This is a genomic window from Streptomyces sp. NPDC093149 (assembly GCF_044754145.1).
Classification (GTDB): Bacteria; Actinomycetota; Actinomycetes; order Streptomycetales; family Streptomycetaceae; genus Streptomyces.
Genome location: NZ_JBIVON010000004.1, coordinates 206,791 through 228,430 on the forward strand (window position 1 = coordinate 206,791; position 21,640 = coordinate 228,430).

18 protein-coding genes and 1 pseudogene are annotated in these 21,640 nt (G+C 71.1%); 15 read left to right on the plus strand and 4 right to left on the minus strand.

The features are described 5' to 3' along the window. Positions 1–50: 50 nt before the first annotated feature. Entirely contained in the window at positions 51–893 is an 843-nt protein-coding gene (locus tag ACIQCZ_RS14555) for a response regulator transcription factor (protein WP_402282424.1), read from the plus strand. A 61-nt stretch (positions 894–954) separates the two neighbouring features. Here ACIQCZ_RS14555 and ACIQCZ_RS14560 read toward each other — a convergent pair whose 3' ends face one another. Then, on the minus strand, positions 955–2,148 hold the full coding sequence (locus tag ACIQCZ_RS14560) for a winged helix DNA-binding domain-containing protein (protein ID WP_402282426.1): 1,194 nt from the start codon (positions 2,146–2,148) through the stop codon (positions 955–957). Positions 2,149–2,278: 130 nt separating this feature from the next. Here ACIQCZ_RS14560 and ACIQCZ_RS14565 point away from each other — a divergent pair, with 130 nt between their 5' ends. Then, complete coding sequence (locus ACIQCZ_RS14565) at positions 2,279–3,154, plus strand: DMT family transporter (RefSeq protein ID WP_402282427.1); 876 nt, start codon at positions 2,279–2,281, stop codon at positions 3,152–3,154. A gap of 112 nt (positions 3,155–3,266) precedes the next feature. Further along, positions 3,267–3,692, plus strand: a complete 426-nt coding sequence (locus ACIQCZ_RS14570; protein WP_402282429.1) for a cold-shock protein — start codon at positions 3,267–3,269, stop codon at positions 3,690–3,692. Positions 3,693–3,714: 22 nt separating this feature from the next. Here the strand turns inward: ACIQCZ_RS14570 and ACIQCZ_RS14575 are convergent, their stop codons facing one another. Continuing rightward, a complete protein-coding gene (locus tag ACIQCZ_RS14575) occupies positions 3,715–3,945 on the minus strand; it encodes a DUF6296 family protein (protein ID WP_351073665.1) in 231 nt (76 codons plus the stop codon). Between the two features lie 262 nt (positions 3,946–4,207). On the opposite strand from ACIQCZ_RS14575, the gene ACIQCZ_RS14580 reads away from it, so the two are divergent. Together ACIQCZ_RS14580 and ACIQCZ_RS14585 are read left to right on the plus strand one after the other, a co-directional pair. Then, a complete protein-coding gene (locus ACIQCZ_RS14580; RefSeq protein ID WP_402282431.1) occupies positions 4,208–4,660 on the plus strand; it encodes a DUF5709 domain-containing protein in 453 nt (150 codons plus the stop codon). A 390-nt stretch (positions 4,661–5,050) separates the two neighbouring features. After that, a complete protein-coding gene (locus ACIQCZ_RS14585; protein ID WP_402282432.1) occupies positions 5,051–5,419 on the plus strand; it encodes a nuclear transport factor 2 family protein in 369 nt (122 codons plus the stop codon). Positions 5,420–5,681: 262 nt separating this feature from the next. Here ACIQCZ_RS14585 and ACIQCZ_RS14590 read toward each other — a convergent pair whose 3' ends face one another. Continuing rightward, positions 5,682–6,500, minus strand: a complete 819-nt coding sequence (locus ACIQCZ_RS14590) for an ArsR/SmtB family transcription factor (RefSeq protein WP_402282434.1) — start codon at positions 6,498–6,500, stop codon at positions 5,682–5,684. Positions 6,501–6,788: 288 nt separating this feature from the next. Between ACIQCZ_RS14590 and ACIQCZ_RS14595 the strand changes: the two genes are divergently transcribed. The 10 genes and pseudogenes from ACIQCZ_RS14595 (at position 6,789) to ACIQCZ_RS14640 (ending at position 20,416) form a co-directional block, all read left to right on the plus strand. Next, positions 6,789–9,206 (plus strand): endonuclease/exonuclease/phosphatase family protein, encoded by a 2,418-nt coding sequence (locus ACIQCZ_RS14595; RefSeq protein WP_402282436.1) that lies wholly within the window; start codon positions 6,789–6,791, stop codon positions 9,204–9,206. Between the two features lie 92 nt (positions 9,207–9,298). Then, positions 9,299–9,783 (plus strand): annotated as a pseudogene (locus ACIQCZ_RS14600) (nitroreductase); the annotation flags it as partial. Positions 9,784–9,978: 195 nt separating this feature from the next. Next, positions 9,979–11,532 carry a peptidoglycan-binding protein gene (locus tag ACIQCZ_RS14605; RefSeq protein WP_402282438.1) on the plus strand — a complete coding sequence of 518 codons (1,554 nt, stop codon included), beginning with the start codon at positions 9,979–9,981 and terminating at the stop codon, positions 11,530–11,532. 328 nt (positions 11,533–11,860) lie between these two features. After that, positions 11,861–13,300 carry an MFS transporter gene (locus ACIQCZ_RS14610; protein WP_402282439.1) on the plus strand — a complete coding sequence of 480 codons (1,440 nt, stop codon included), beginning with the start codon at positions 11,861–11,863 and terminating at the stop codon, positions 13,298–13,300. Between the two features lie 92 nt (positions 13,301–13,392). Further along, positions 13,393–14,964: an FGGY family carbohydrate kinase gene (locus ACIQCZ_RS14615; protein WP_402282441.1), complete on the plus strand. Its 1,572-nt coding sequence runs from the start codon at positions 13,393–13,395 to the stop codon at positions 14,962–14,964. Between the two features lie 77 nt (positions 14,965–15,041). Further along, positions 15,042–16,715 (plus strand): FAD-dependent oxidoreductase, encoded by a 1,674-nt coding sequence (locus ACIQCZ_RS14620; RefSeq protein ID WP_402282443.1) that lies wholly within the window; start codon positions 15,042–15,044, stop codon positions 16,713–16,715. Continuing rightward, a complete protein-coding gene (locus ACIQCZ_RS14625) occupies positions 16,712–18,265 on the plus strand; it encodes an FAD-binding oxidoreductase (protein WP_402282444.1) in 1,554 nt (517 codons plus the stop codon). Before ACIQCZ_RS14620 ends, ACIQCZ_RS14625 begins: the two co-directional genes overlap by 4 nt. 43 nt (positions 18,266–18,308) lie before the next feature. Next, a complete protein-coding gene (locus ACIQCZ_RS14630) occupies positions 18,309–18,971 on the plus strand; it encodes a glycerol-3-phosphate responsive antiterminator (RefSeq protein WP_351073683.1) in 663 nt (220 codons plus the stop codon). A gap of 6 nt (positions 18,972–18,977) precedes the next feature. Further along, positions 18,978–19,280 carry a putative quinol monooxygenase gene (locus tag ACIQCZ_RS14635; RefSeq protein WP_376292493.1) on the plus strand — a complete coding sequence of 101 codons (303 nt, stop codon included), beginning with the start codon at positions 18,978–18,980 and terminating at the stop codon, positions 19,278–19,280. Further along, positions 19,277–20,416: a zinc-binding dehydrogenase gene (locus ACIQCZ_RS14640; RefSeq protein WP_402282446.1), complete on the plus strand. Its 1,140-nt coding sequence runs from the start codon at positions 19,277–19,279 to the stop codon at positions 20,414–20,416. The genes ACIQCZ_RS14635 and ACIQCZ_RS14640 overlap by 4 nt, the downstream gene beginning before the upstream one ends. Positions 20,417–20,827: 411 nt before the next feature. Here the strand turns inward: ACIQCZ_RS14640 and ACIQCZ_RS14645 are convergent, their stop codons facing one another. Beyond that, positions 20,828–21,181 (minus strand): beta/gamma crystallin domain-containing protein, encoded by a 354-nt coding sequence (locus ACIQCZ_RS14645; protein ID WP_402282448.1) that lies wholly within the window; start codon positions 21,179–21,181, stop codon positions 20,828–20,830. Between the last annotated feature and the right edge of the window lie 459 nt (positions 21,182–21,640).

Sequence of the window (21,640 nt, forward strand, 5' to 3'; positions counted from 1 at the left end):
GCCTGTCCGGGGGCTGCCGGGCCCCGGGAGCCGGGCAGAAGGGCGTCAGCGTGCCGGAATCCGTCGATGCGGTGGAGATGCAAGCGGCGCTGCTGCGGCTGCGCCGGACCAGCGGGGTGCCCGTGGCCTTCGGCGGGCTGCTCTCGGATGCCCGCCATGCCCGGATCGCCGAGCTGAACGGGGCGCAGACCGGCGCCCTGCGCGGGCTCGTCATCTCGGCGGGCAGTGGGCTGGGCGGCAAGTCGATCGCCCTGTCCCGGCCGTGCGCGGTGACCGACTACCGCTCCTCGCGCCACATCAGCCACGAGTACGACATGGCGGTCGCCGCGGAGGGGCTGCGCTCGGTGGTCGCGGTGCCCGTCGTCGTGCGGCGCAGGGTGCGCGGCGTGCTGTACGGGGCGCTGCGCGAGCCGGTCACGCTCGGGGACCGTACGTTCGACGCGGCGGTCGCCGCCGCCCGTGATGTGGAGCAGGCCCTGGTCGTACGCGACGAGGTGCAGCAGCTGCTGGCCGTGACACGGGAGCAGGTCACGGACCCGAGGGCCGCGCCGGGGGCCTGGGAGGACGTCCGCGAGGCCCATCGCGAGCTGCGCGCGCTGGTCCCGAAGGTCATCGACCCGGCATTGCGCGACGAGTTGCTCGCGGTGTGCGGGCGGCTCGCCTCGGCGGCCGGGGCCCGTGCTCCGAAACCCTGCGAGGTGCACCTGGCACCGCGCGAGGTGGACGTGCTGGCGTGTGTGGCCGCGGGTGCGACGAACGCGGTGGCGGCGGAGCGGCTGGGGCTGCGGCCGGAGACCGTGAAGGGGTATCTGCGTTCGGCGATGCGCAAACTGGGGGCGCACACCCGTCTGGAGGCGGTGGTGGCGGCGCGGCGCGCGGGGCTGCTGCCGTAAGGGGCGGGTGCGCGGGGCCGGACCGCGGCCGTCGTGCCACGGGTCGCGCACCGTTCGCCGCTCAGGGCCCGAAGTCGACGAACGTCGCGAACCGGATGTCGTATCCGTTCGCGTCGGTGACCGCGTTCGTCCCGGCCCTCGCCATGGTGGAGAGCATCCGTACGGCCTCGTCGGTGACGGCGTCGCGCTCGGCCGGGCTCAGCCGGCCGAGCGGCTGCACGGTCAGGGCCGCCGCCGGGCCGGAATCGGAACGTGTCCCGGAACCGGACCGGGCCCCGGACCCGTCGCCGAACCGCCAGACCGCGGCGAGGAATCCGTCGACCAGCACGGTGCCGTACGCCTGGTTTCCGTTCCCGTTGCGCCCCCGGTACCGCGGCGGGATCACGCGTGAACGGTCCGCGTGGCCCAGCAGTACATTGTCGAACTCGGGCAGGAAGCGCGGCGGGGCGGGGGTGTCCTCGTCGGGGCGCGGGGCGTCCGGCAGGTCGAAGAGCTCGACGCCGTTCTCGTCCCGGAAGGTGATGAGCTGTGGCCGCAGCCGCTCGAAGACCTCGCGCATCCGGGTCAGTCCGGCCCATGCCTGCATGTCCCGGACGGAGGCGGGCCCGAAGGCGCCGAGGTAGCGAAGCACGGTGGCGTCGGGTGCGGGCACCGGCCCGGACGGCCTGCCGAGCCAGTGTTCGACGGTGGTCAGCGCGACCTCTCCGCTCCTGCCCCACACCCCGCGCGGGGTGACCTGGACCAGCGGCAGCAGACAGCGGGCGGCCACCCCCAGGGACTGCGGGTCGGCGTCGGGCCACTCGGCGAGCAGTGCCTCACGAATCTCCCGAGGGGTGCGGGGCCGCTCCTCGACGGCCTTCCTGGCGATCGCGCCGAGCCGGTCCGGGTCCACTCCGACGAGCCCCTTGCGGAACGTCCTGAGCTCCCGGTCGCGCGCCGCCTGGACCAGCGGGCGCAGGGTGAGCGCGTCGGCTGCGGTGTGCAGGTGGATGGTGGAGCGCAAGGTGACGATGCGCACCACCTCGCGGGACTCCATCAGCCCGGCGAGCTCGGCCGGGTCGAATCCGTCGAGGCGGGCGAAGAGCTGGTAGTAGGGCGGCTTGGTGTTCTGCGCCTGGAGACCGACGAGATGCTCGACGGCGCCCTTCGCGGACATCGTGGCCCGGCGCAGCAGCAGCTGGCGTTCCAGCGTGGCACGGCCCAGCGCGCGCGGGGAGAGCACGGCGGGCGTGACGGGGTTCTTCTTCGCTGACATGCATGGCACGCTACGTGCAATCGCGGACGACTTCGGTCCGCATCTTGCCCGGGACCCGGCCCCTGCGTCCCGCCATGCCGCCGGACCGCAGGACCCGGGATCGCGGGCCCGCCGCCCGCATCATGGGTGGGTGATCAGTGTCCTGTTCGCCGTCCTGACCGCTTTCAGCAACGGCGCGGCCTCCGTCCTCCAGCGCCGCGCCGCCCGCACCGTCCCCGACAGCGAGGCGATGCGTCTGGCACTGATCGGGCATCTGCTGCGGCGGCGGGTGTGGCTCGCCGGGATCGGCCTGGTGATCGTCGCGGCCGTCTGTCAGGCCGTGGCGCTGGCCACCGGTCCGATCGCCGTGGTCCAGCCGATCTTCGTGATCGAACTGCCGGCCACGCTGCTGATGGCCGGGTTCGTCATGCGGGTCCGGCTGCCACGGTCGCTCTGGTACGCGGTGGCGGCGGTGACCCTGGGGCTGGCCCTGGGCATGGCCTCGGCGGCACCGGGTGGCGGCGTCACGTCCGTGCACGGCGCCGTCTGGGTGCCCGCACTCATCCTGACCGGCATCTTCGAGGCCGTGCTGATCGGTGCGGCCCTGAGCACGCGCGGCAACCCCCGGGGCGCGCTGCTCGGCCTCGCCGCGGCCTGCGGGTACGCGCTCACGGCCGCGCTCATGAAGGACGCCATGGCGCGGCTCGAAGGGGGCGGCGGAGCGGCGGCGCTCTTCACGTCCTGGCAGCTGTACGCCACCGCCGTGGCCGGAGTGGGCTCGCTGTTCCTCCTCCAGAACGCCCTCCAGGCCGGCATGCTGGTCGCCGTCCAGCCGCCGCTGACCCTCGGCGACGCGCTGATCAGCGTCCTCTACGGGGTGACGCTCTTCGGCGAGGAGCTGCGCACCGGGTGGTGGGTGCTGCCCGAACTGGTCGCGATCGCCCTGATCACGGTGGGCTGTGCCGAGCTGGCCCGCTCCCCGCTGGCCTCCGGGACCGCGCCGCCGCCCGACCGCAGGCTCAGGTGAGCCCGCCGCGATTACCGGGATCCGGTCGCGCGGCCCGACCGCACGGGGCTATTCTCCGGTCGAGCCATGTGTGGCGAGGGGCATGGGGCCCGGTTCTTCCTTGGGGGTTGGTGTGGTTTCCGGTCGCGTGGTGCGGTTCGACAGCGCACGGGGATATGGCTTCATCGCTCCCGATCACGGCGGTGAGGATGTGTTCCTCCATGTCAACGACATGCTGATCCCCGAGTCCTATGTGCACACGGGCACGGCGGTCGAGTTCGAGATCGAGGACGGTGACCGGGGGCTGAAGGCGTCGTCCGTCCGGCTCGCCGAGGGCCCCGACGGAAGGCCGCTGACTCCCCCGCGGCCGGCCGCGGTCGGCATCTCCGGATCCGTGGACGACGACACGCTGTGCGACGTGCTCAGCGCGGCCGAGTACACGAGGGCGGTGACCGATGTCCTGCTGGAGTCGGCCCCCTCACTGACGGGTGCTCAGATTCTGCAGATCCGGGGCGGGTTGCTGCAGTTCGCCAAGAACCACGGCTGGACCGAGGGCTGACACCACACCCCCGCACGAACATTCAGGTGGTCGGCTCCCGCACCACCAGCGGGGTGCCCAGCACCTGGTGTCCGCCGCTGGCGATCATGCGCACCTCCCCGCGGTCACTGATCTCCGCGCGCACGATTCCGGTCTCGTCCTCGTAGATCGGATACCCGCCCGCGCCCGACTGTTCCGTACGCCGGACGGTCACCGTGTCGTCCTCGACGGCCGACGCCTGAAATACCAACTGGTAGCTCTCCGGGTAATCCATCGCGGTTCTCCCGATACGGACGGCGCGGGACGAGGTCCGCCCGCGCCTTCCTCGTTCTCCTGCACCTTCCATCGTCCCTCGGACCGGCCCGTCGTGCCCGGCCGACGGCCCACGGCTGCGGGCTCATGCCCGGTCCACTTATCCTGAAGCCATACGGGCGGTTCGACGGCGATCGGGCACACGGTACAGATACGCCCCCTTTCCCCCGGTTCACGTGCGCGACATGCGTGACCGGGACCCAGGAGCCGGGAAGGGACACACCATGAAGGATGCCGACATGGGAGACGATGTCTACCAGCCCCAGCAGCCTGAGGCCTCCGACCTCACCGAGCAGCTCGACATCGAGGACACCCTGGACAACCGGGGCCTGACCGATCTGCTCGACGAGGGCTACTCCCCGCCCGAGCGGCCATGGGCGGTGGAGGACCAGGGCACCACAGCCGCCGAGCAGCACAGCGGCGAGCCACTGGAGAGCCGCCTGGCCCGGGAGCTGCCCGAGGTGTCCGAGATCACCGGCGACGGCCTGGGCGATCTCTCCGACGGTGACGGCGAACTGTGGGACGGGGAGGTCGGTACGGTACGTGCCGGCCGGCTCACCCGGCAGCTGGACATCAACGAGCCGGACACCCTGACGGCCGAGGACGTCGGGATCGACGGAGCGGCGGCATCGGCCGAGGAAGCGGCCATGCACGTGGTCCCGAACAGCCAGGTCTGAGGAGGCTCCACCTCCGCCCGCTCCACTCCGTCTCCGCCCGCTCCGCCGCGCCGCCACGCCGTGCCGCTCCGTGCCGCGCCGTGCCGAGCCGTGCCGCTCCGTGCCGCTCCGTGCCCCGCCGCGCCAACACACTCTCGCGCCGGGGGAGTTGCGCACCGCCCCTTTTCACATCGGCACTTCTGCGCACCGGAACCCTTGTGCGGCGGCACCCTCGCGCACCGCACCCGCAGTTCCTCGCGTCCGCCCTGCCGCGATGTGACACCTCACCTACGAGCCCCGGACCATGACCTCGGAGGTAATCGACGCATTCCGTGCCATCGGACATCGTGTTCCTCACCTGCACACGGGAGCCCGGCCCCAGGGGTCGGGACGCGAGGAGAGGACAGCACGATGACCGCATACGAGGACGCCGTTCAGCGCTACTTCGTCGCCTGGAACGCGGCCACCCCCGAGGACCTGGAGAAGGCCGTGGCGGCCGCCTTCACGGAGAGCGCCACCTACACCGACCCGCTGGCGGACGTGCGCGGCCACGAGGAGCTCACGGCCACGATCAACGGAGCCCACCAGCAGTTCCCCGGCTTCGAGTTCCGCCCGACCGGCACCCCGGACGGGCACCACGACATCGTGCGCTTCAGCTGGGAACTGGTCTCCACCGCCGACGGCTCGGCGCCCGTCGCCGGGTCGGACGTGCTGACCCTCGCCGAGGACGGACGCATCACCTCGGTCAGCGGCTTCCTCGACCGCGTGCCCGGAGCCTGATCCTCCGACAGGGGACGCCGGCCGGTTCCGAACGCACCGGCCGTCCGACGGGCCGCCCGTTCCATGGACGGCTCCTCAGCCGAGCGCGCCGGGCGAGTCCATCGACGCGGGCGCGGCGGCTCTTCGCCCCCCTCGGTCTCGTCCTCGGCAAGGACGCCTTCGGGCGGTTCCGTGTCGAGGCCGGGCCCGTCGGGGGCGCTCCTCGTTCAGCGGCCCCATGGCGGACACGCCGGAACGGAACCGATGCCGGAGCACCTCGGCGTCAGGCCGGCTCGTCGAGGAACCTCCCGCCCTCCAGAAGGGTCTTGAGCGAGGAGAGGATCGCGATCCAGCCGTCGCTGACACCCTCCAGCATCCTGCTGTCCGGGCTGTCGAACCCGTCGTGGGTGACCGTCAGCCTGATACCCAGCTCGGGCTCGTCGGCGGGCTCGATGTCGAAGGTCACCTTCGACCGCTCCCGGACGGCCTTCTCCCACTCCTCGTCCGAGGCGAAGTCGAACATCTGACGGTGCATGGGCTGCAAGGTGTGCCAGGTGTACGAGAGCCGCCTACCGGGCTCCGCCTCCAGGACGCGCTGGCCGACCTCCTCGAACTCACCGTCCGGATCCATCTTCCACCGCACCGGCGCGCCGACCTCCCAGGTCGACTCGGGGCCGTATCCACCCATGTAGATCTTGATGGACTCGGGGTCGGTCAGCGCCTGATAGAGATGCTCGGCGGTGGTCTGGATGTAGATGGCGTAGACGAACTCGGGCTTGCCCATGACCGTTCCTTCCCGGCTCTGCTCAAGGCGCGACGGTGCGGCCGGACGGTGGCGTCCGTACCGGTCGGTCCAGCGGTCGGCAACCTCCTGGATGGGCACCGGGTCGAGGTAGTGCAGCTTCTCCCGCCCCCGGCGCACGACCGTGACCAGCAGCGCCGATTCCAGCACCGCCAGATGTTCGCTCACCGCCTGCCGGCTCATGCCCAGGCCCTCGCCCAGCCCGCGCAGGGTCTGGCCGCCCCGCGCATCGAGCCGGTCGAGGAGCTCCCGGCGGCTCGGATCGGCGAGCGCCCTGAATATCGGGTCCGTCGCCGCCATCGGGACCACCCTCACCCGCTCGCTCCCCTGCCCTCCTCTCCACCCTAAGGTTGCACGTCGAGTCGGAGCCACCGGACCCGCCACGAGCCGGACCCCCGGTGGGCGGCCACCATCTGCCGAGGGAGGCCGGAAGACACCCCCGCGCCCCGGCGCCTCCCACCCCTCGCCGCTTCCCCACAACGCTTCCCTGCCGTCGGAGCGATTTCTGGAATTAACTTCTGATGTCTTGTCACGGCCGGTTCTACGCGCATAGCTTTTGCCCTCACCACACTTCGGGAGCAACTCACCGTGCACATATCCAGACCCCGTTCCGTTCTGCTGGCCGGCGCCGTCGCCGTCACACTCTCGGCCACCGCGCTGCCCGCCGCATTCGCGGCTCCGTCCTCGACCGCCGTGATCTCCGAGGTGTACGGCGGTGGGGGCAATTCGGGCGCCACACTCAGCCGCGACTTCATCGAGCTGGCCAACGCCGGCTCCGCCGGTTACGACCTGACCGGATTCAGCGTCCAGTACCTGCCCGCCGCCCCTTCCGCCGGATCGCTGTGGCAGGTCTCCGCGCTGACCGGTTCCATCGCCCCCGGTGGCCGCTATCTCGTCGCCGAGGCCGCGGGCACCGGCGGCACCGTCGCGCTGCCGACGCCGGACGCCACCGGCACGGTCGCCATGGCGGCCGGCGGCGGAACCGTCGCGCTCGTCTCCGGCACGACCCCGCTGACCTGCAAGACTGCTGCCGACTGCGCGGCCGACACCCGGATCGTGGACCTCGTCGGCTACGGCTCCGCGGTCGTACGGGAGGGCAGCGGTCCGGCCGCGGGGGCGTCCAACACCTTCTCGGTGGCCCGCGGTGCGTCCCTCGCCGACACCGATGACAACGCCGCCGACTTCACCGCCGGTGCCCCGACGCCGGTCAACTCGGCCGGCGAGACATCCGGCGGCTCCGGCCCGGTGGACCCCGGCGGCCCGACCGAACCCGGCACCGTCCGGATCCACGACATCCAGGGCACCACCCGGGTGTCTCCGCTGAAGGGTCGGCAGGTGACCGGTGTCCCCGGCATCGTCACCGGCGTACGGACCACCGGTTCCCGCGGCTTCTGGATCCAGGACACCGCGCCGGACGCGGACCCCCGTACCAGCGAAGGCGTGTTCGTCTTCACCGGCTCCACCGCTCCGGAGGTCGCCGTGGGCGACTCGGTGCTGGTCAGCGGCAAGGTGGACGAGTACTACCCGTCGACGACCACCCAGTCGATCACCGAGATCACCGCTCCGAAGACGACGGTCCTGTCCTCGGGCAACGCGTTGCCGGCCCCGGTCGTGCTCGACGCGGCCTCGGTACCGGACACCTACGCCCCTTCGGCGGCCGGCGGTTCGATCGATTCGCTGGCCCTCGACCCCTCGGCGTACGCCCTCGACCTCTACGAGTCGCTCGAAGGCACCCGCGTCCAGATCTCCGACACGCGGGTGACGGGTGCGACGACCGCGTACGACGAGGTCTGGGTGACCGTCAAGCCGGACGAGAACCGGACCGGGCGGGGCGGCACGCTGTACTCCTCGTACAACGACCAGAACACCGGCCGTATCAAGGTGATGTCGCTCCACCCGGCCGAGCCGGTCCCCGTCGCCGACGTGGGCGACGTGCTGTCCGGCGCGACCACCGGTGTCATGGACTACGCGTCGTTCGGCGGTTACAACCTCCAGGCCACCGAACTCGGCACGCTCACCGACAACCACCTGCAGCGCGAGGTCACCCGGAAGCAGAAGGGCAACGAGCTCGCCGTCGCCACGTACAACGTGGAGAACCTGGACGCGCTGGACGAGCAGGCCAAGTTCGACACCCTCGCCAAGGGCGTCGCGGTCAACCTTTCCTCCCCGGACATCGTGTCGCTGGAGGAGATCCAGGACGACAACGGTGCGGTGAACGACGGCACGGTCGGCTCCGAGGCGACGCTGAAGCGGTTCACCGACGCGATCGTCGCCGCGGGCGGTCCCCGGTACGCGTGGCGGTACATCGCCCCCGAGAACAACAAGGACGGCGGCGAACCCGGCGGCAACATCCGCAACGTCTTCCTCTTCAACCCCGAGAGGGTCGACTTCGTGGACCGCGCGGGCGGCGACGCGACCACCGCCGTGACCGCGGTGAAGACGAAGAAGGGAGTGACCCTCTCGGCGTCGCCCGGCCGTATCACCCCGACCAGCGACGCGTGGGCGGACAGCCGCAAGCCGCTCGTCGGAGAGTTCCGCTTCCACGGAAAGCCGGTCTTCGTCATCGGCAACCACTTCACGTCCAAGGGCGGCGACCAGCCCCTGCACGGCCGCTACCAGGAGCCGAAGCGCAGCTCCGAGACGAAGCGTGTGAAGCAGGCGACGGAGGTGAACACCTTCGTCAAGTCGTTGCTGGCCGCGGACGATTCGGCCCGCGTCATCACGCTCGGCGACCTGAACGACTTCGCCTTCTCCTCGACGATGGACGCGCTGACCAGCGGCAAGGTGCTCAAGCCGCTGATCACCACGCTGCCCGCGAGCGAGCAGTACAGCTATGTGTACGAGGGCAACTCGCAGACGCTGGACCACATCCTGACCAGCCCCGGCATCCGTCGCTTCGACTACGACGTGGTGCACATCAACGCGGAGTTCGCCGACCAGGCGAGCGACCACGACCCGCAGGTCGTGCGGGTGGACGTCAACGCCCGGAGCAACAACGGGCACTGACCGCCGGGCCCGCGCGAACGCCGCGGGCCGTGGGGTGGGGCCGGCCGGCCGCCGGTCGGCCCCACCCTCGCGTCGTTCCCGGGCCGACCACCATGGCGACGACCGGGAAGTACGCGCCCAAGGGCATGGACGACGCGGCGTACGGCCGGATGGTCGCCGCGATCGAGTACCAGCGAGACCACTTCGCCGATACACCCGCGCTGATCGTGCCCTGCTACCGGTTCCCGGAGCCGCGTCTGGACGAGGAGGGGCTCCTGGCCTCCGCGCAGGCGCTCGGTCCGGCCGGTACCGCGCACATGACGAACACCGGGACACGCTTCCAGGCGCTCGCCGAGGGCTCCTGCGTCCATCCGGGTGTGCGGAACATCCTGCTCGCCGCCCGCGCCCCGGGGCTCGTGGCGAACATCACCATCTGGCACCTGATGCCGGAGCAGGAGTGGAAGGAGGCCCTCGGCATTCCCGAGGACATGCACACCTTCGCCGCCGTTCCGGTCAGCCGGCCGGCCGGCCGCAGGGCAACTTCGGTCCGGTCGGCCGTCGTCCCGTGGCGGACGTCATCCACCGCGATCGCTGGTAGGACAACGCACCGGCCCGGGTCGTCGGGCGGGCCCCGGCGTGCGGTCCAACTCCGTCCGGGTGAAAGGAAGTTCGACACACCCACAAATGATTGTCATGCCCTGAACACATCGATACGCTGTGCGGGCTTCGGCCCCTCGGCCCACCCCACTCGGGCCCGGGGGCCGTTCTTCTCCCCCACAGAGCAGGAGCAGGTATGCCCAGACGAGCAGCCGTCCACACAAGGGCACGCGCATCCGTCCTAGCGGCCCTCACCGTCACGGCGCTGGCCGCGGCAGGCACCCCGGCCTTCGCCGCTCAGCCCGACGACCGTCCCATGAACCGGGCGTTCGCACGCGCGGCCGCGAAGTACGACGTACCGCGTGATCTGCTCGCCGCCGTCGGATACGGCGAGACCCGTCTCGACGGCCACTCCGGGCGCCCCAGCCAGGCGAACGGCTACGGAGTGATGCATCTGGTGAGCAACCCCCTGAACCGGACGCTGGAGCGGGCCGCCGCTCTCACCGGCAAGCCGGCGGCCGCCCTCCGCGGCGACACCGCGGCCAACATCCTGGGCGGCGCCGCGGTGCTGCGGGGCTACGCGGACTCTCTGGGCCTCGACGCCCGGGAGCGCGACGACATCAACGCCTGGTACCCGGCCGTAGCCCGGTACAGCGGCACGCAGGGGCCCGCCTCGGCCCTCTACGCGGACACCGTGTACACCCTCCTGGCCGACGGGCTCGACGCCGTCGTCCCCGGCGGCGAGCGGATCTGGGTGACGGGCCGCCCCGTCTCGCCCCAGAAGGGTTCGCTCACCGCCACCGAGGTGCGCACCCAGAGCCCCGACTATCCGTCGGCGCTGTGGGTGCCGGCCGACGCGAACAACTTCACCGTCGGCCGCTCGGCGAAGATCGACAAGGTGATCATCCATGTCACGCAGGGCTCGTACGCGGGCTCGATCAGCTGGTTCCAGGACCCGGTGGCGGAGGTGAGCGCGCACTACGTGGTGCGCTCCTCCGACGGTCAGATCACCCAGATGGTGCGTGACAGCGACACCGCGTACCACGCGCGGAGCGCGAACGCCTCGGCGCTCGGCATCGAGCACGAGGGGTTCATCGACGACCCGTCCTGGTTCACGGACACGATGTACCGCTCGTCGGCGGCCCTGACCAAGTACCTGTGCGACCGGTACGGGATCCCGAAGGACCGGGCGCACATCATCGGGCACAGCGAGGCACCGGGCAACGACCACACCGACCCCGGGCCGTACTGGGACTGGACGCGCTACATGGAGTTGGTCGGCGGGTCCACCGGTGGCGGCGACAGCAGGGACGGACTGAGCTTCACCGCGTACGCGACCCAGCGCAGCGGCTCGACGGGTGCCCAGGTCGAGGCCGTTCAGCGGCTGCTGGGAGAGCAGGGACACCCGGCGGGCGCGGTGGACGGCAGCTTCGGCCCCGCCACGCAGAGCGCGGTGACGGCGTATCAGGCCGCCCATGGGCTGGACGCCGACGGTGTCGTCGGAGCCAGGACCTGGACCGCGCTGCTGTCGGCCGGTGCGGCGACGACACTCCAGCAGGGCGAATCGGGCGAGGCGGTCAAGAGGCTCCAGCGCTCACTGACCGCGGCGCTCGGATCGACCGTGGACATCGACGGGAGCTTCGGCCCGGCGACGGCGACAGCGCTGCGCGGCTACCAGACGAGCCGGGGACTCACGGCCGACGGCATCGCGGGGCCGGCCACCTGGGCGGCGCTGCAGGCCGGCCGCTGACGGACTTCGTGACGGCGGGGAGGTGCGGACCAGGCACCACCCCGCCTTGCCGCGTACCGGCGCCCGCCTCCCGTCGCGCACCCACCAGGGGTTACGAGACAGCCCTCAGCCCCGCGTCACGTTTAGGTAACCTGCCGGAAACCCTTGACGTTTCTCCTGACTCGTTCTTAACCTCACTGCGTAGTTCGCATTCTTTGCAGTTCACGTGCTGCGGCGCTTTCCGCAGTGTTTTGACAGGCACAGACATAGACCACCTGTCGGTGGTTTCGTCATGCCTGTTTTTTTGTGCTCCCCGTGCCGCCGATGGGTCTTCCTCGAAGGCGGATTCATGGCACAACGTCCGAGCGTCAAAGGCGTCGCCGACGTCGTTGCGCTCATCGATGGGCTGGGAAAGATCACCGGCCGGGCGCAAGTCATCTGGTTTCTCGTGTTCGGCGGGCTGTTTCTCGACGCCTATTCGAATGCCGCGCTGAGCGCCGGTCTGGGACCGATGACGTCCCAGATGGAGCTGACCAGCACCCAGGTCTCGATCCTCACGGCCACCGCTCCGGCCCTGGCGATCATCTTCAATCCGTTCGGCGGCTGGCTCGCCACCCGGATCGGCCGCGTTCCCCCGCTGCTCATCGCGAAGGTGTTCGCCATCGGGGGCGCCCTGCTCGCCGCCTTCGCCGGTGACTTCACCGTCGTCTGGCTCGGCCGGGTACTGGTGGGTGTCGCATACGGCATCGACTTCGCGGTCGCGATGGCGCTGCTCGCCGAGTACACGCCCGCGAAGCTGGGCGGCCGGCTGAATCTGTGGCAGGCCGTCTGGTACGTCGCCACCACCAGCAACCTCGCACTCGCCCTGCTCTTCTTCAATCTGGACGTCGGCGCGGACATCTGGCGCTGGTCGGTCGGCTCGGCCGCGGTCGTCGCCGCCGCGCTGCTCGTGGGCCAGTGGCTGATGCTCAAGGAGAGCCCCACCTGGCTGGCGAGCAAGGGCCGGCTGGACGAGGCCGTCGTCAACCTGGACAAGATCTACCGGATCGAGGCCGTCGCCGGCAGGCCCGACGAGGCGACCCGCGCCGCCACCGAGGCACCCGCCATCGGCTTCCGCCAGGCCGGGCTGCTCTTCAAGGGCGAGTACCTGCCGCGCACGATCCTCTCCTCCGTGATCTCGCTCGGACAGTCGATGCAGTACTTCGCAGTCGGCTGGTATCTCCCGCTGATCAGCCTGACGATCTTCGGCGAGAGCTTCGAGAAGGCCACCATCGGCTCGATGGTCTTCAACGCCTTCGGTATCGCGGGCGGCCTGCTGTCCGCGTACTTCGGCCGCCGGCTCGGGCTCCGGCTCAGCTCCGCCGCCGGTTTCGCGGGGGTCTTCGTCGCGCTGCTCGCGATGGGGCTGACCTTCGAGAAGGTGCCCACGGCCGTGGCGTTCCTGCTGCCGGTCCTGTTCATCCTGTGCCACTCGTCGGGCCCCGGCGCCAACGGCAAGTCCATCGCCGCGCTCTCGTACAGCAGTGACGTCCGCGCGCTCGGCACCGGGGTCACCGGGATGGTCGGCAGCTTCGGCAGTGTCGTCGGGCTGTACGTCTTCCCGCAGATCAAGGACTCGCTCGGACTCGCCGACACCTTCCTGGTGCTCTCCGTCGTACCGCTGCTCGGACTGATCACCTGTCTGGCGATCAAGTGGGACCCGACGAAGGCCGCGTCCCCCGACGAGGCCGTCGGGCAGGACCGTGACGCCGCCGAGGAGCGAACCGCCCGTTCCGCGACCGCGCGCTGACGCGCCGCCGGGCCTGTCGCACCACACGATGGTCCCCTCCCCCTGTCGTATCCCTCCGCACAGCTCGCGATGCTCGCGATGAAAGGGCTGCAATGACGCAGACGTTCCCCGGCGCCGCCCCACGGCGCGGCGTGCTGTCCATCGACGAGGGCACCACGGGCACCAGGGCCGGAGTCGTTCTCGACTCGGGCGCCGCGCACGAGGTGTTCTACCGGTCGATCAGGGTCAGCCATCCGGACGACCTCTCGGTCGAGCAGGACCCGATGGAGATCTGGACCGCCACCGTCGAGGTGGCGCGCCGGGCCGTCGGCCGGGCCCGCGAGGAGGGCATCGAGATCACCGCGGTCGCGCTCTCCACCCAGCGGGCCACCGCGATGCTGTGGGACCGGGTCACCGGGCAGCCGCTGCTGCCCGCGGTGGTGTGGCAGGACCGGCGGTACGCACACGAGCTCACCTCGTACGAGGCCGAGTGGGACGCCGCGCTGCTGGCCCGCCAGGGCCGGCCGGTCGGCGCCCGCGCCCCGTTCCTCTGGGCCGCCCGACAGATCGCCGGACACCCCGAGGTGGCCGCCGCACACCGAGACGGCCGGCTGCTCTTCGGCACCGTCGACACCTGGCTGATCTGGCGCCTCACCGGCGGCGCCGTGCACGCCACCACCCCGACCAACGCCGCTTCCACCGGGGGCTATCTGCTGGAGCGGCACGCCTGGGACGAGGAGTGGATCGACCATCTCGGCTTCCCCCTCGACCTGCTGCCGGAGCTCCGCTCCGACGACGCCGGATTCGGTACGACCGACCCGGCGGCCCTCGGCATCGCCGTCCCGCTGGCCGCCTCCATGGGCGACCAGCACGCCGCACTCGTCGCGCTCGGCGGCCTCGCCGCCGGGCAGGGCATGTGCGTGTACGGGACCGGCGCCTTCGTCGACGCGGCGACCGGCACCACGCCCGCCCTGCCCCGGCCGGACATCTCCGGGGTGCTCGCCCAGCCCGGCCGGCGGCAGGGCGATATCAGCCACTACAGCCTGGAGGCCTACACCTCCACGGCGGGTTCGGCGCTGCGCTGGCTCTGTGACGACCTGGGGCTGTTCGCATCGCCGAAGGAGCTCGGTGAGGAGGCGGGCCGGGTCCCCACCCGGCCGGGCCGCACCCCACGTTTCGTCCCGGCGCTCGCCGGGGTCCGTACGCCGGTCTGGCACCCGGAGGCCACCGCCTCCCTCACCGGGCTCACCCTGGCCACCACCCGCGCCGACCTCGCGCGCGCCGTGCTGGAGGGCATCGCGCACTCCGTGTGCGACCTGATCGACGGCGTCGCCGACACCATGGGCACGCCGTTCACCCGGCTCCGGGTCGGCGGCGGGGTCTCCGGAAGCGACCCCCTCATGCGGATCCAGGCCGATCTGACCGGTCTGCCGCTGGAGCGGGTCTCCGACTCCGCCACCGCGAGCCTGCGCGGCACCGCCTATCTGGCGGGCGTCGCCCAGGGGCTGTGGTCCTCGCTCGAAGAGGTGGTCGAGGCCCAGCCGCACGGCCGGATCTTCGAGCCCTCGATCACGGCGGCCGAACGCGCCGGACAGCGCGCCGCCTGGCGCGACGTGCTGATCGCCTACCTGGGCGACCCCGCGCTCCTCCCCCTGAAGGACCCCGAACCTCACACCCCCCACTGACGGCCCCCTCGACCGTCGCACCGGTGGCCCGTACCCGACCACGCGGCCACCGCACCGAAACACCAGGAGTTGATGTTGTGATCACCATGCCCGCCCGGAAACCGCGGCGCAGCGCCGCGGCGACCCGCCGAACGCCCCTGCTGCTCGACCGGGCGGCCCTCAAGCGCCGGCTGGCCGACGACACGTACGACGTGCTCGTCATCGGCGGCGGCATCACCGGGGCGTACGCCGTGCTCGACGCGGCCTCGCGCGGTCTGCGCGCGGCACTGATCGAGAAGGACGACTTCGCCTCCGGCACGTCGTCGAAGTCCTCGAAGATGGTGCACGGCGGCCTGCGCTACATCGAGCAGGGCAACGTCAACCTGGTCCGCCACTCGCTCCTGGAGCGCCACCGCTTCCGCAAGAACGCCCCGCATCTGGTGCACCGGCTGCCGTTCCTCTTCCCGATCCTGGAGAAGGAGGGCATCTTCGACGCCCGCCTCGCCAAGGGTTTCGAGGGCCTGCTGTGGACGTACGACCTGGTCGGCGGCTGGCGGATCGGCAAGCTCCACCAGCGGCTCACCGTGCCGGAGGTCCTCGCGCAGGCGCCGACGCTGCGCGCGGAGAACCTCAAGGGCGGGCTGATGTACTTCGACGCCCGTACCGATGACGCCCGGCTCGTCCTCACCATCGTCCGCACCGCCGCCGCGCTCGGCGTGACGGTCCTCAACGGCGCCAGGGCCGAAGGCCTGCTGATGCAGATGGGCAAGGTGTCCGGCGCCCGGGTCACGGCGGACGGCGACACCCTCGACATCCGCGCGCGGGCCGTCGTCAACGCCACCGGGGTGTGGACCGACGAACTCGACGCGAAGGCGGACGACGGCCACAGGCCGCAGGTCAGGCCCGCCAAGGGCGTCCACATCGTGGTGCCCTGGGACAAGGTCCGGATCAACTGCACGGTCACCGTGCCGATCCCCGGCCGGGCCCGCCGCGCGACCTGCACCCGCTGGGGCAACAGCGTCGTGCTGGGCACCACCGACGAGGACTACCAGGGCTCCCCCGACGACGTGCACTGCACCCGCGAGGAGATGGACTTCCTGCTGGAGGGCGCCAACACGGCCTTCGAGGGGAAGCTCACCCCGGACGACGTGGTCGGCTCCATCGGCGGTCTGCGCCCGCTGGTCGGCGGCAAGGAGGGCGCGACGCTCGACATGCGCCGCGACCACCACATCACCGTCGGCCGCACCGGCATGGTGACGGTGACCGGCGGCAAGCTCACCACCAGCCGGCACATGGGCGAGCTCGTCATCGACAAGGTGATGACGGTCCTCGGCCGCAGGGGGAAGAGCCGCACCACCGACCTTCCGCTGCTCGGCGGCGCCGGTTACGACGCCGAGGCCGTCGCCGCGTCCGGTGGCATCGCCGCGCACCTCGGCGAGCGCTTCGGCACGGAGGCCCGCTTCGTCGGCGACCTCATCCAGGACGACCCGGCACTGGCCGAACCGGTCGTCGCGGGACTCCCCTACACCAAGGCCGAGGTCGTCTACGCGGCCCGCGCCGAACTGGCCCGCTCCGTCGACGACGTGCTCTCCCGCCGGACGCGGGCCCGGCTGTTCGCCCGGGACGCGTCCGTCGACGCCGCCGAGGCCGTCGGCGCGATCCTCGGCCGGGAACTGAACCTCTCGGAGGCCGAGGTGGAGCGTTCGGTCTCCGAGTACCTCGCAGCCGTCCGTCACGAAAAGTCCGTACTCCTCGAAGGGACAGCAGCATGATCAGCCGTCAGACCATCACCCACCCGTTCAACCGGGGCAACTACACGATCGGCGCTCCCAGCTTCGCCAAGTGGGCGCAGAACACCCCGATCGGGGACGGCGGGGCCGCCCTCCAGGTGAACCCGGTCGAGGTCCCCGGGGCCGTGATCGAGGCGCTGCGCGAGGCCGCGCACGCCGTGCACACCTCGCGCGAGGAGGTCGTCACCCGGACCCGCGACTGGTGGGCCGGCTCGATGATCGGCGAGACCGAGGGCCGTCCGGCGACGCCGGACGCCGTGGTCGTCGAGGCGGCCGACGCCGACCAGGTCGCGGCCGTGCTGCGGATCTGCCACGAGGCCGGCATCCCGGTCACCCCGTCCGCGGGACGTTCCAACGTCACGGGCGCCGCGCTCCCCGTCTTCGGCGGCGTCGTCCTGGACGTCTGCGGACTGAACCGCATCACCGGCTTCGACGCCGAGTCCAACATCGTGGACGTCCAGGCCGGCATGTTCGGCGACCTCTTCGAGAAGCAGCTCCAGGAGGAGTACGGCGTCACCACGGGCCACTGGCCGTCCGCCTTCGCCGTGTCCACGGTCGGCGGCTGGATCGCCTGCCGCGGCGCCGGCCAGCTCTCCACGCGATACGGCAAGATCGAGGACATGGTCGTCGGCGTCGACGTCGTGCACGCGGACGGTACGCGTGCCACGTACGGCGACTACGCCCGAGCCGCGGTCGGTCCGGACCTGCGCCAGCTGTTCGTCGGCTCCGAGGGCACGCTCGGTGTGATCGTCTCGGCGCGGCTGCGCGTCCACCCGCTGCCGGAGTACGCCAGCGCCGTCGCGTTCGGCTTCAAGACCTTCGCCGAGGGCCTGGACGCCTGCCGCCGGATCATGCAGCGCGGTGCGACCCCGGCCGTGCTGCGGCTGTACGACGCCCTGGAGTCCGGCACCCACTTCGGCCACCCGGAGACCAACCTGCTGCTGATCGCCGACGAGGGCGACCGGGCCATCGTCGACGCCTCGATCGAGGTCGCGAAGGAGGTCTGCGAGGAGTACGGCCCCGAGCTGGACAGCCAGGCCGTCTTCGAGCGCTGGCTGGACGAGCGGATGCTGGTCGGCAAGTCCGCCGACGGCTTCAAGCCCGGTCCGGGCTTCGTCGCCGACACCCTGGAGATGGCCGCGTCCTGGACCGACCTGCCGGTGATCTACGACGAGGTGGTCGCCGCGATCCAGTCGGTGGACGGCACCCTGGCCGCCTCGGCCCACCAGTCCCACGCGTACACCGACGGCGCCTGCGTCTACTTCTCGCTCCGCGGAAACGTCGCTCCCGAGTCGCGCCGCGACTGGTACCGCGCGGTGTGGGACGCGGCCAACGCTGTGCTCATCAAGCACGCGGCGGCGCTCAGCCACCACCACGGCTGCGGTCTGCTGCGCGGCCCCTACCTGGAGGAATCCCTCGGGGCGGGCTTCGCGACCTTCGTCGCGGTGAAGAAGGCCCTGGACCCGAAGGGCATTCTCAACCCTGGCAAGCTGGGTCTTCCCAGCCGATTCGGTACGTCTCCGCTGAACTGATCTCAGCAGCCGCGAACCCTCCTTCCCCAGGCAGGTACTTGCCATGACCCCCTCCCCGTCCCGGTCCGGTGCCGTGCTCGACCCCCGGCTCGCCTCGGCCTTCGCCGAGGTGCCGGTCGTCGCGTCGGTCGTCGGCACGCAGCCGCTGCGGCAGTTCCTGACCGCACCGGCGAAGGTGTGCATCGTCGCCTCGCTCGCGGTGGGGCAGCTGCCCCAGGTCGTGCCGGCGCTGGGCCGGGCGGGGAAAACCGTGTTCGTGAACGTGGACAGCAGCCCCGGTCTGGCTCAGGACCGGGGCGCGCTGGAGTTCATCAAGAACATGGGCGCGCACGGCGTGGTCAGCACCCGGCTCTCCTTGATAGAGAAGGGCCGCCCGCTCGGCCTGCTGACGATGATGAAGGTGTTCGTCACCGACCGGTCCAATCTGCGCCGCTCCACGGACGCGATCTCGCGCGGGGCGCCGGACCTGGTCGAGATCATGCCCGCCCCGATCATCGCCCGGATGAGCGCGCAGGCACAGCGCGCGATGTCCCCGTCCATCGCCGCGGGTTTCGTGGAGACCCCCGCGGACGTGGCGCTCGCGCTGGCCCTCGGGTCGGCCGCCGCCGCCACGTCCGACCCCCGCCTCTGGCACCTGCGCCGGGACCAGCTGCCGCCGGTCCCGCCCACCGCCCTGAAGAGGCCCGCCGCACCACCCCAGGAGTAAGCCCCCATGACATACGTCGTCGTCGCCCGCTACCGCACCAGGGAGGGCGAGGAGAACACCGTCCTCCCCCTGCTCGACACCATGGCCACCGCCTCCCGCCAGGAACCGGGCAACCTCGCCTACCGGGTCCACCAGGGCACCGAGGACCCGCGGGCGATCGTGCTGTACGAGGAGTACGCCTCCGAGGCCGACTTCACCACGCACTGCGCCACCCCGCACTTCCAGGAGATCGTGCTCGGCAAGGTCGTCCCGCTGCTGGAGAGCCGCGACGTGCTGCGCTGCGCCCCGCGTCCGGAGGTGCGCGCATGAAGACCCGTGCGGTGGTGCTGCGCGCGACATCGACGGCCCGCCCCTACTCCGGGACCCGCCCGGTCGAGGTGGAGGAACTGGAGCTGGGCGCCCCGCGCGAGGGTGAGGTGCTGGTCCGTGTCGCGGCCGCCTCGCTCTGCCACTCGGACCTGTCGGTGGTCAACGGCGACCGGGTCCGCCCGCTGCCGATGGCACTGGGCCACGAGGCGGTGGGCGTCGTCCAGGAGACCGGACCGGGCGTCGGCCGGGTCTCCCCCGGTGACCATGTGGCCCTGGTCTTCGTGCCCAGCTGCGGCTTCTGCGCCGACTGCGCGGCGGGGCGGCCAGCCCTGTGCGCCCGGGCGGCGGCGGCGAACGGATCCGGTGCGCTGCTGCACGGCCCTTCGCTCCTGACCGACGCCTCCGGCGCCCCGGTCCACCACCAGCTGGGCGTCTCCGCGTTCTCCGAACACGCGGTGCTGGCCCAGGAATCGGTGGTGGTGATCCCCAAGGACATCCCGTTCACGGTGGCGTCGATGTTCGGCTGCGCGGTCCTGACGGGCGCGGGTGCCGTGATCAACACGGCGGCCCTGCGCCCCGGGCAGTCGACGGTCGTCCACGGCCTGGGCGGCGTGGGCCTGTCCGCGGTCCTGGGCGCCCGTGCCGCGGGCGCGTATCCGATCATCGCGGTCGACCCGGTCCGGGAGAAGCGCGAACTGGCCGTCCGGCTGGGGGCGACGCATGCGTACGCCCCCGACGAGGCGATCGAGGCGGTCCGCGAACTCACCGGCGGCGGGGCGGAGTTGGCGGTGGAGGCGGTGGGCAGCCCCAAGGTGACGGCCGCGTGCCTGACTGCCGTGGCCCGGGGCGGCAAGGTGGTGTCGGTGGGCCTGCCCGCCCCCGACCGGGTCCTGGAGGTCCCCGCCCTGGCGTTCGCGGGCGAGGGCAAGTCCCTGCTGGGCTCGTACATGGGCGACGCGGTCCCGCGCCGTGACATACCGAGGTTCCTGGACCTGTGGCGCGCGGGCCTGATGCCGGTCGAGCAGATGCACACGGGCACGCTGCCGCTGACCGGCATCAACGCGGCGATGGAGGAGCTGGCCTCCGGCCGGGCGATCCGTCAGGTCATCGACACGTCGGGGATGCTGAACGCCTGACGCGGCCCCCGAGGTCCGCGCGACCCGCGGCCTGGTGCCCGATCCCGGCTGACGGTGCCCCTCCCGGCCGCGGGAGGGACGCCGTCGGCCGGGTGCGGGAAGGGCGCCGCCGGCCGGGTCCGGGAGGGGCGCACCGATCCACCGGGAACTACGGGAGAGCCCTTGGACCGGCGCGAGGACACGGCGCGAGGACACGTGGCCGGTGCGCACGAACGCATGTCTCCGTAGGAACGGTTCAGGAAGACGGACCTGCATCGGCGGTGCGGCCCCGGCAGAGGCCGCTTCACGCGCTATGGAAAACCGGTGCGCGCCCCGGAAACGGCGATGTTCAGGAATGGCCCGTTCGCAGAAATGACCATCTCTTGAAGCCGACGTGCCAAATCGTCGTCACTTCTTCGAATTGTCGACTCGTCACAAAATTTCGATGGCGGTCACCTTCGGCTGACGGTTCGGGAAGGAAATCTCATGCCAACGCTCGATCTTCACCGAATCACCATTGGCGTCGTAGTAGATCAGGTCGTTGTTCCCGGTGGAGATCTTGTCGATCCACCACCCACCGAAGTCGGTCCTCCCAGCGTTCGCGTAGCAGTCCACACTCTGACTTCCGCCGTTGTGCGACCAGATCTTCAGGAAATTCTCCCCACCGCGACAGGGGACATGGTCGATGGCGAAGGCGTTGCCGGTCGGCATGGTCATGGTGAACGTGGCGACCGCGGCGAACGCCACGGCCACGGAGCGCGCAACCTTCTTCGTTTTCGAGATCACAGGTTCTCCTTGATTCACGGGTCGAACCGGGAGGTCACTCCGCAACCACCTGGGTGGCGTTGCACTGAACAAACATTTCGATGTCCCCCAGTGCGGCCATTGCATCGTTCCGTCCCGGCTTTACAGAACGACGATCCTGTAAAGCTGCCGCACATGACCACCGCCTTCACAGCCCCTGACTGGAATACGCCCCTGAATGTCCAGATTGATGGCTCCTGAACTTATATTGCAGATTCGAAATTAAGTGTCACTTTTAGCAGCTATCGTCCTTGTACGGCGCCGGACGAAGCGATCAGCAGAGGCAGGGCAGATGCGGAGCGCGAGGACGAGCAGGAACAACGAGGACGGATGGCCGGGCCGGCGCCTTCGCCCTTGGGGGCCGCGAGGTGGGCGGCGTCGTCCCCGGCGGCGCCCGCGCCCGGTGTGCCGGTCGACCGTGCTCAATCCCACCGGGATTTC

Bases quoted from the DNA above. Each gene is read 5' to 3' on its own strand.
- ACIQCZ_RS14560 (WP_402282426.1), bottom strand. From the start codon at position 2,148: ATGTCAGCGAAGAAGAACCCCGTCACGCCCGCCGTGCTCTCCCCGCGC.
- ACIQCZ_RS14575 (WP_351073665.1), bottom strand. From the start codon at position 3,945: ATGGATTACCCGGAGAGCTACCAGTTGGTATTTCAGGCGTCGGCCGTC.
- ACIQCZ_RS14580 (WP_402282431.1), top strand. From the start codon at position 4,208: ATGAAGGATGCCGACATGGGAGACGATGTCTACCAGCCCCAGCAGCCT.
- ACIQCZ_RS14585 (WP_402282432.1), top strand. From the start codon at position 5,051: ATGACCGCATACGAGGACGCCGTTCAGCGCTACTTCGTCGCCTGGAAC.
- ACIQCZ_RS14590 (WP_402282434.1), bottom strand. From the start codon at position 6,500: ATGGCGGCGACGGACCCGATATTCAGGGCGCTCGCCGATCCGAGCCGC.
- ACIQCZ_RS14605 (WP_402282438.1), top strand. From the start codon at position 9,979: ATGCCCAGACGAGCAGCCGTCCACACAAGGGCACGCGCATCCGTCCTA.
- ACIQCZ_RS14610 (WP_402282439.1), top strand. From the start codon at position 11,861: ATGGCACAACGTCCGAGCGTCAAAGGCGTCGCCGACGTCGTTGCGCTC.
- ACIQCZ_RS14615 (WP_402282441.1), top strand. From the start codon at position 13,393: ATGACGCAGACGTTCCCCGGCGCCGCCCCACGGCGCGGCGTGCTGTCC.
- ACIQCZ_RS14625 (WP_402282444.1), top strand. From the start codon at position 16,712: ATGATCAGCCGTCAGACCATCACCCACCCGTTCAACCGGGGCAACTAC.
- ACIQCZ_RS14630 (WP_351073683.1), top strand. From the start codon at position 18,309: ATGACCCCCTCCCCGTCCCGGTCCGGTGCCGTGCTCGACCCCCGGCTC.
- ACIQCZ_RS14635 (WP_376292493.1), top strand. From the start codon at position 18,978: ATGACATACGTCGTCGTCGCCCGCTACCGCACCAGGGAGGGCGAGGAG.
- ACIQCZ_RS14640 (WP_402282446.1), top strand. From the start codon at position 19,277: ATGAAGACCCGTGCGGTGGTGCTGCGCGCGACATCGACGGCCCGCCCC.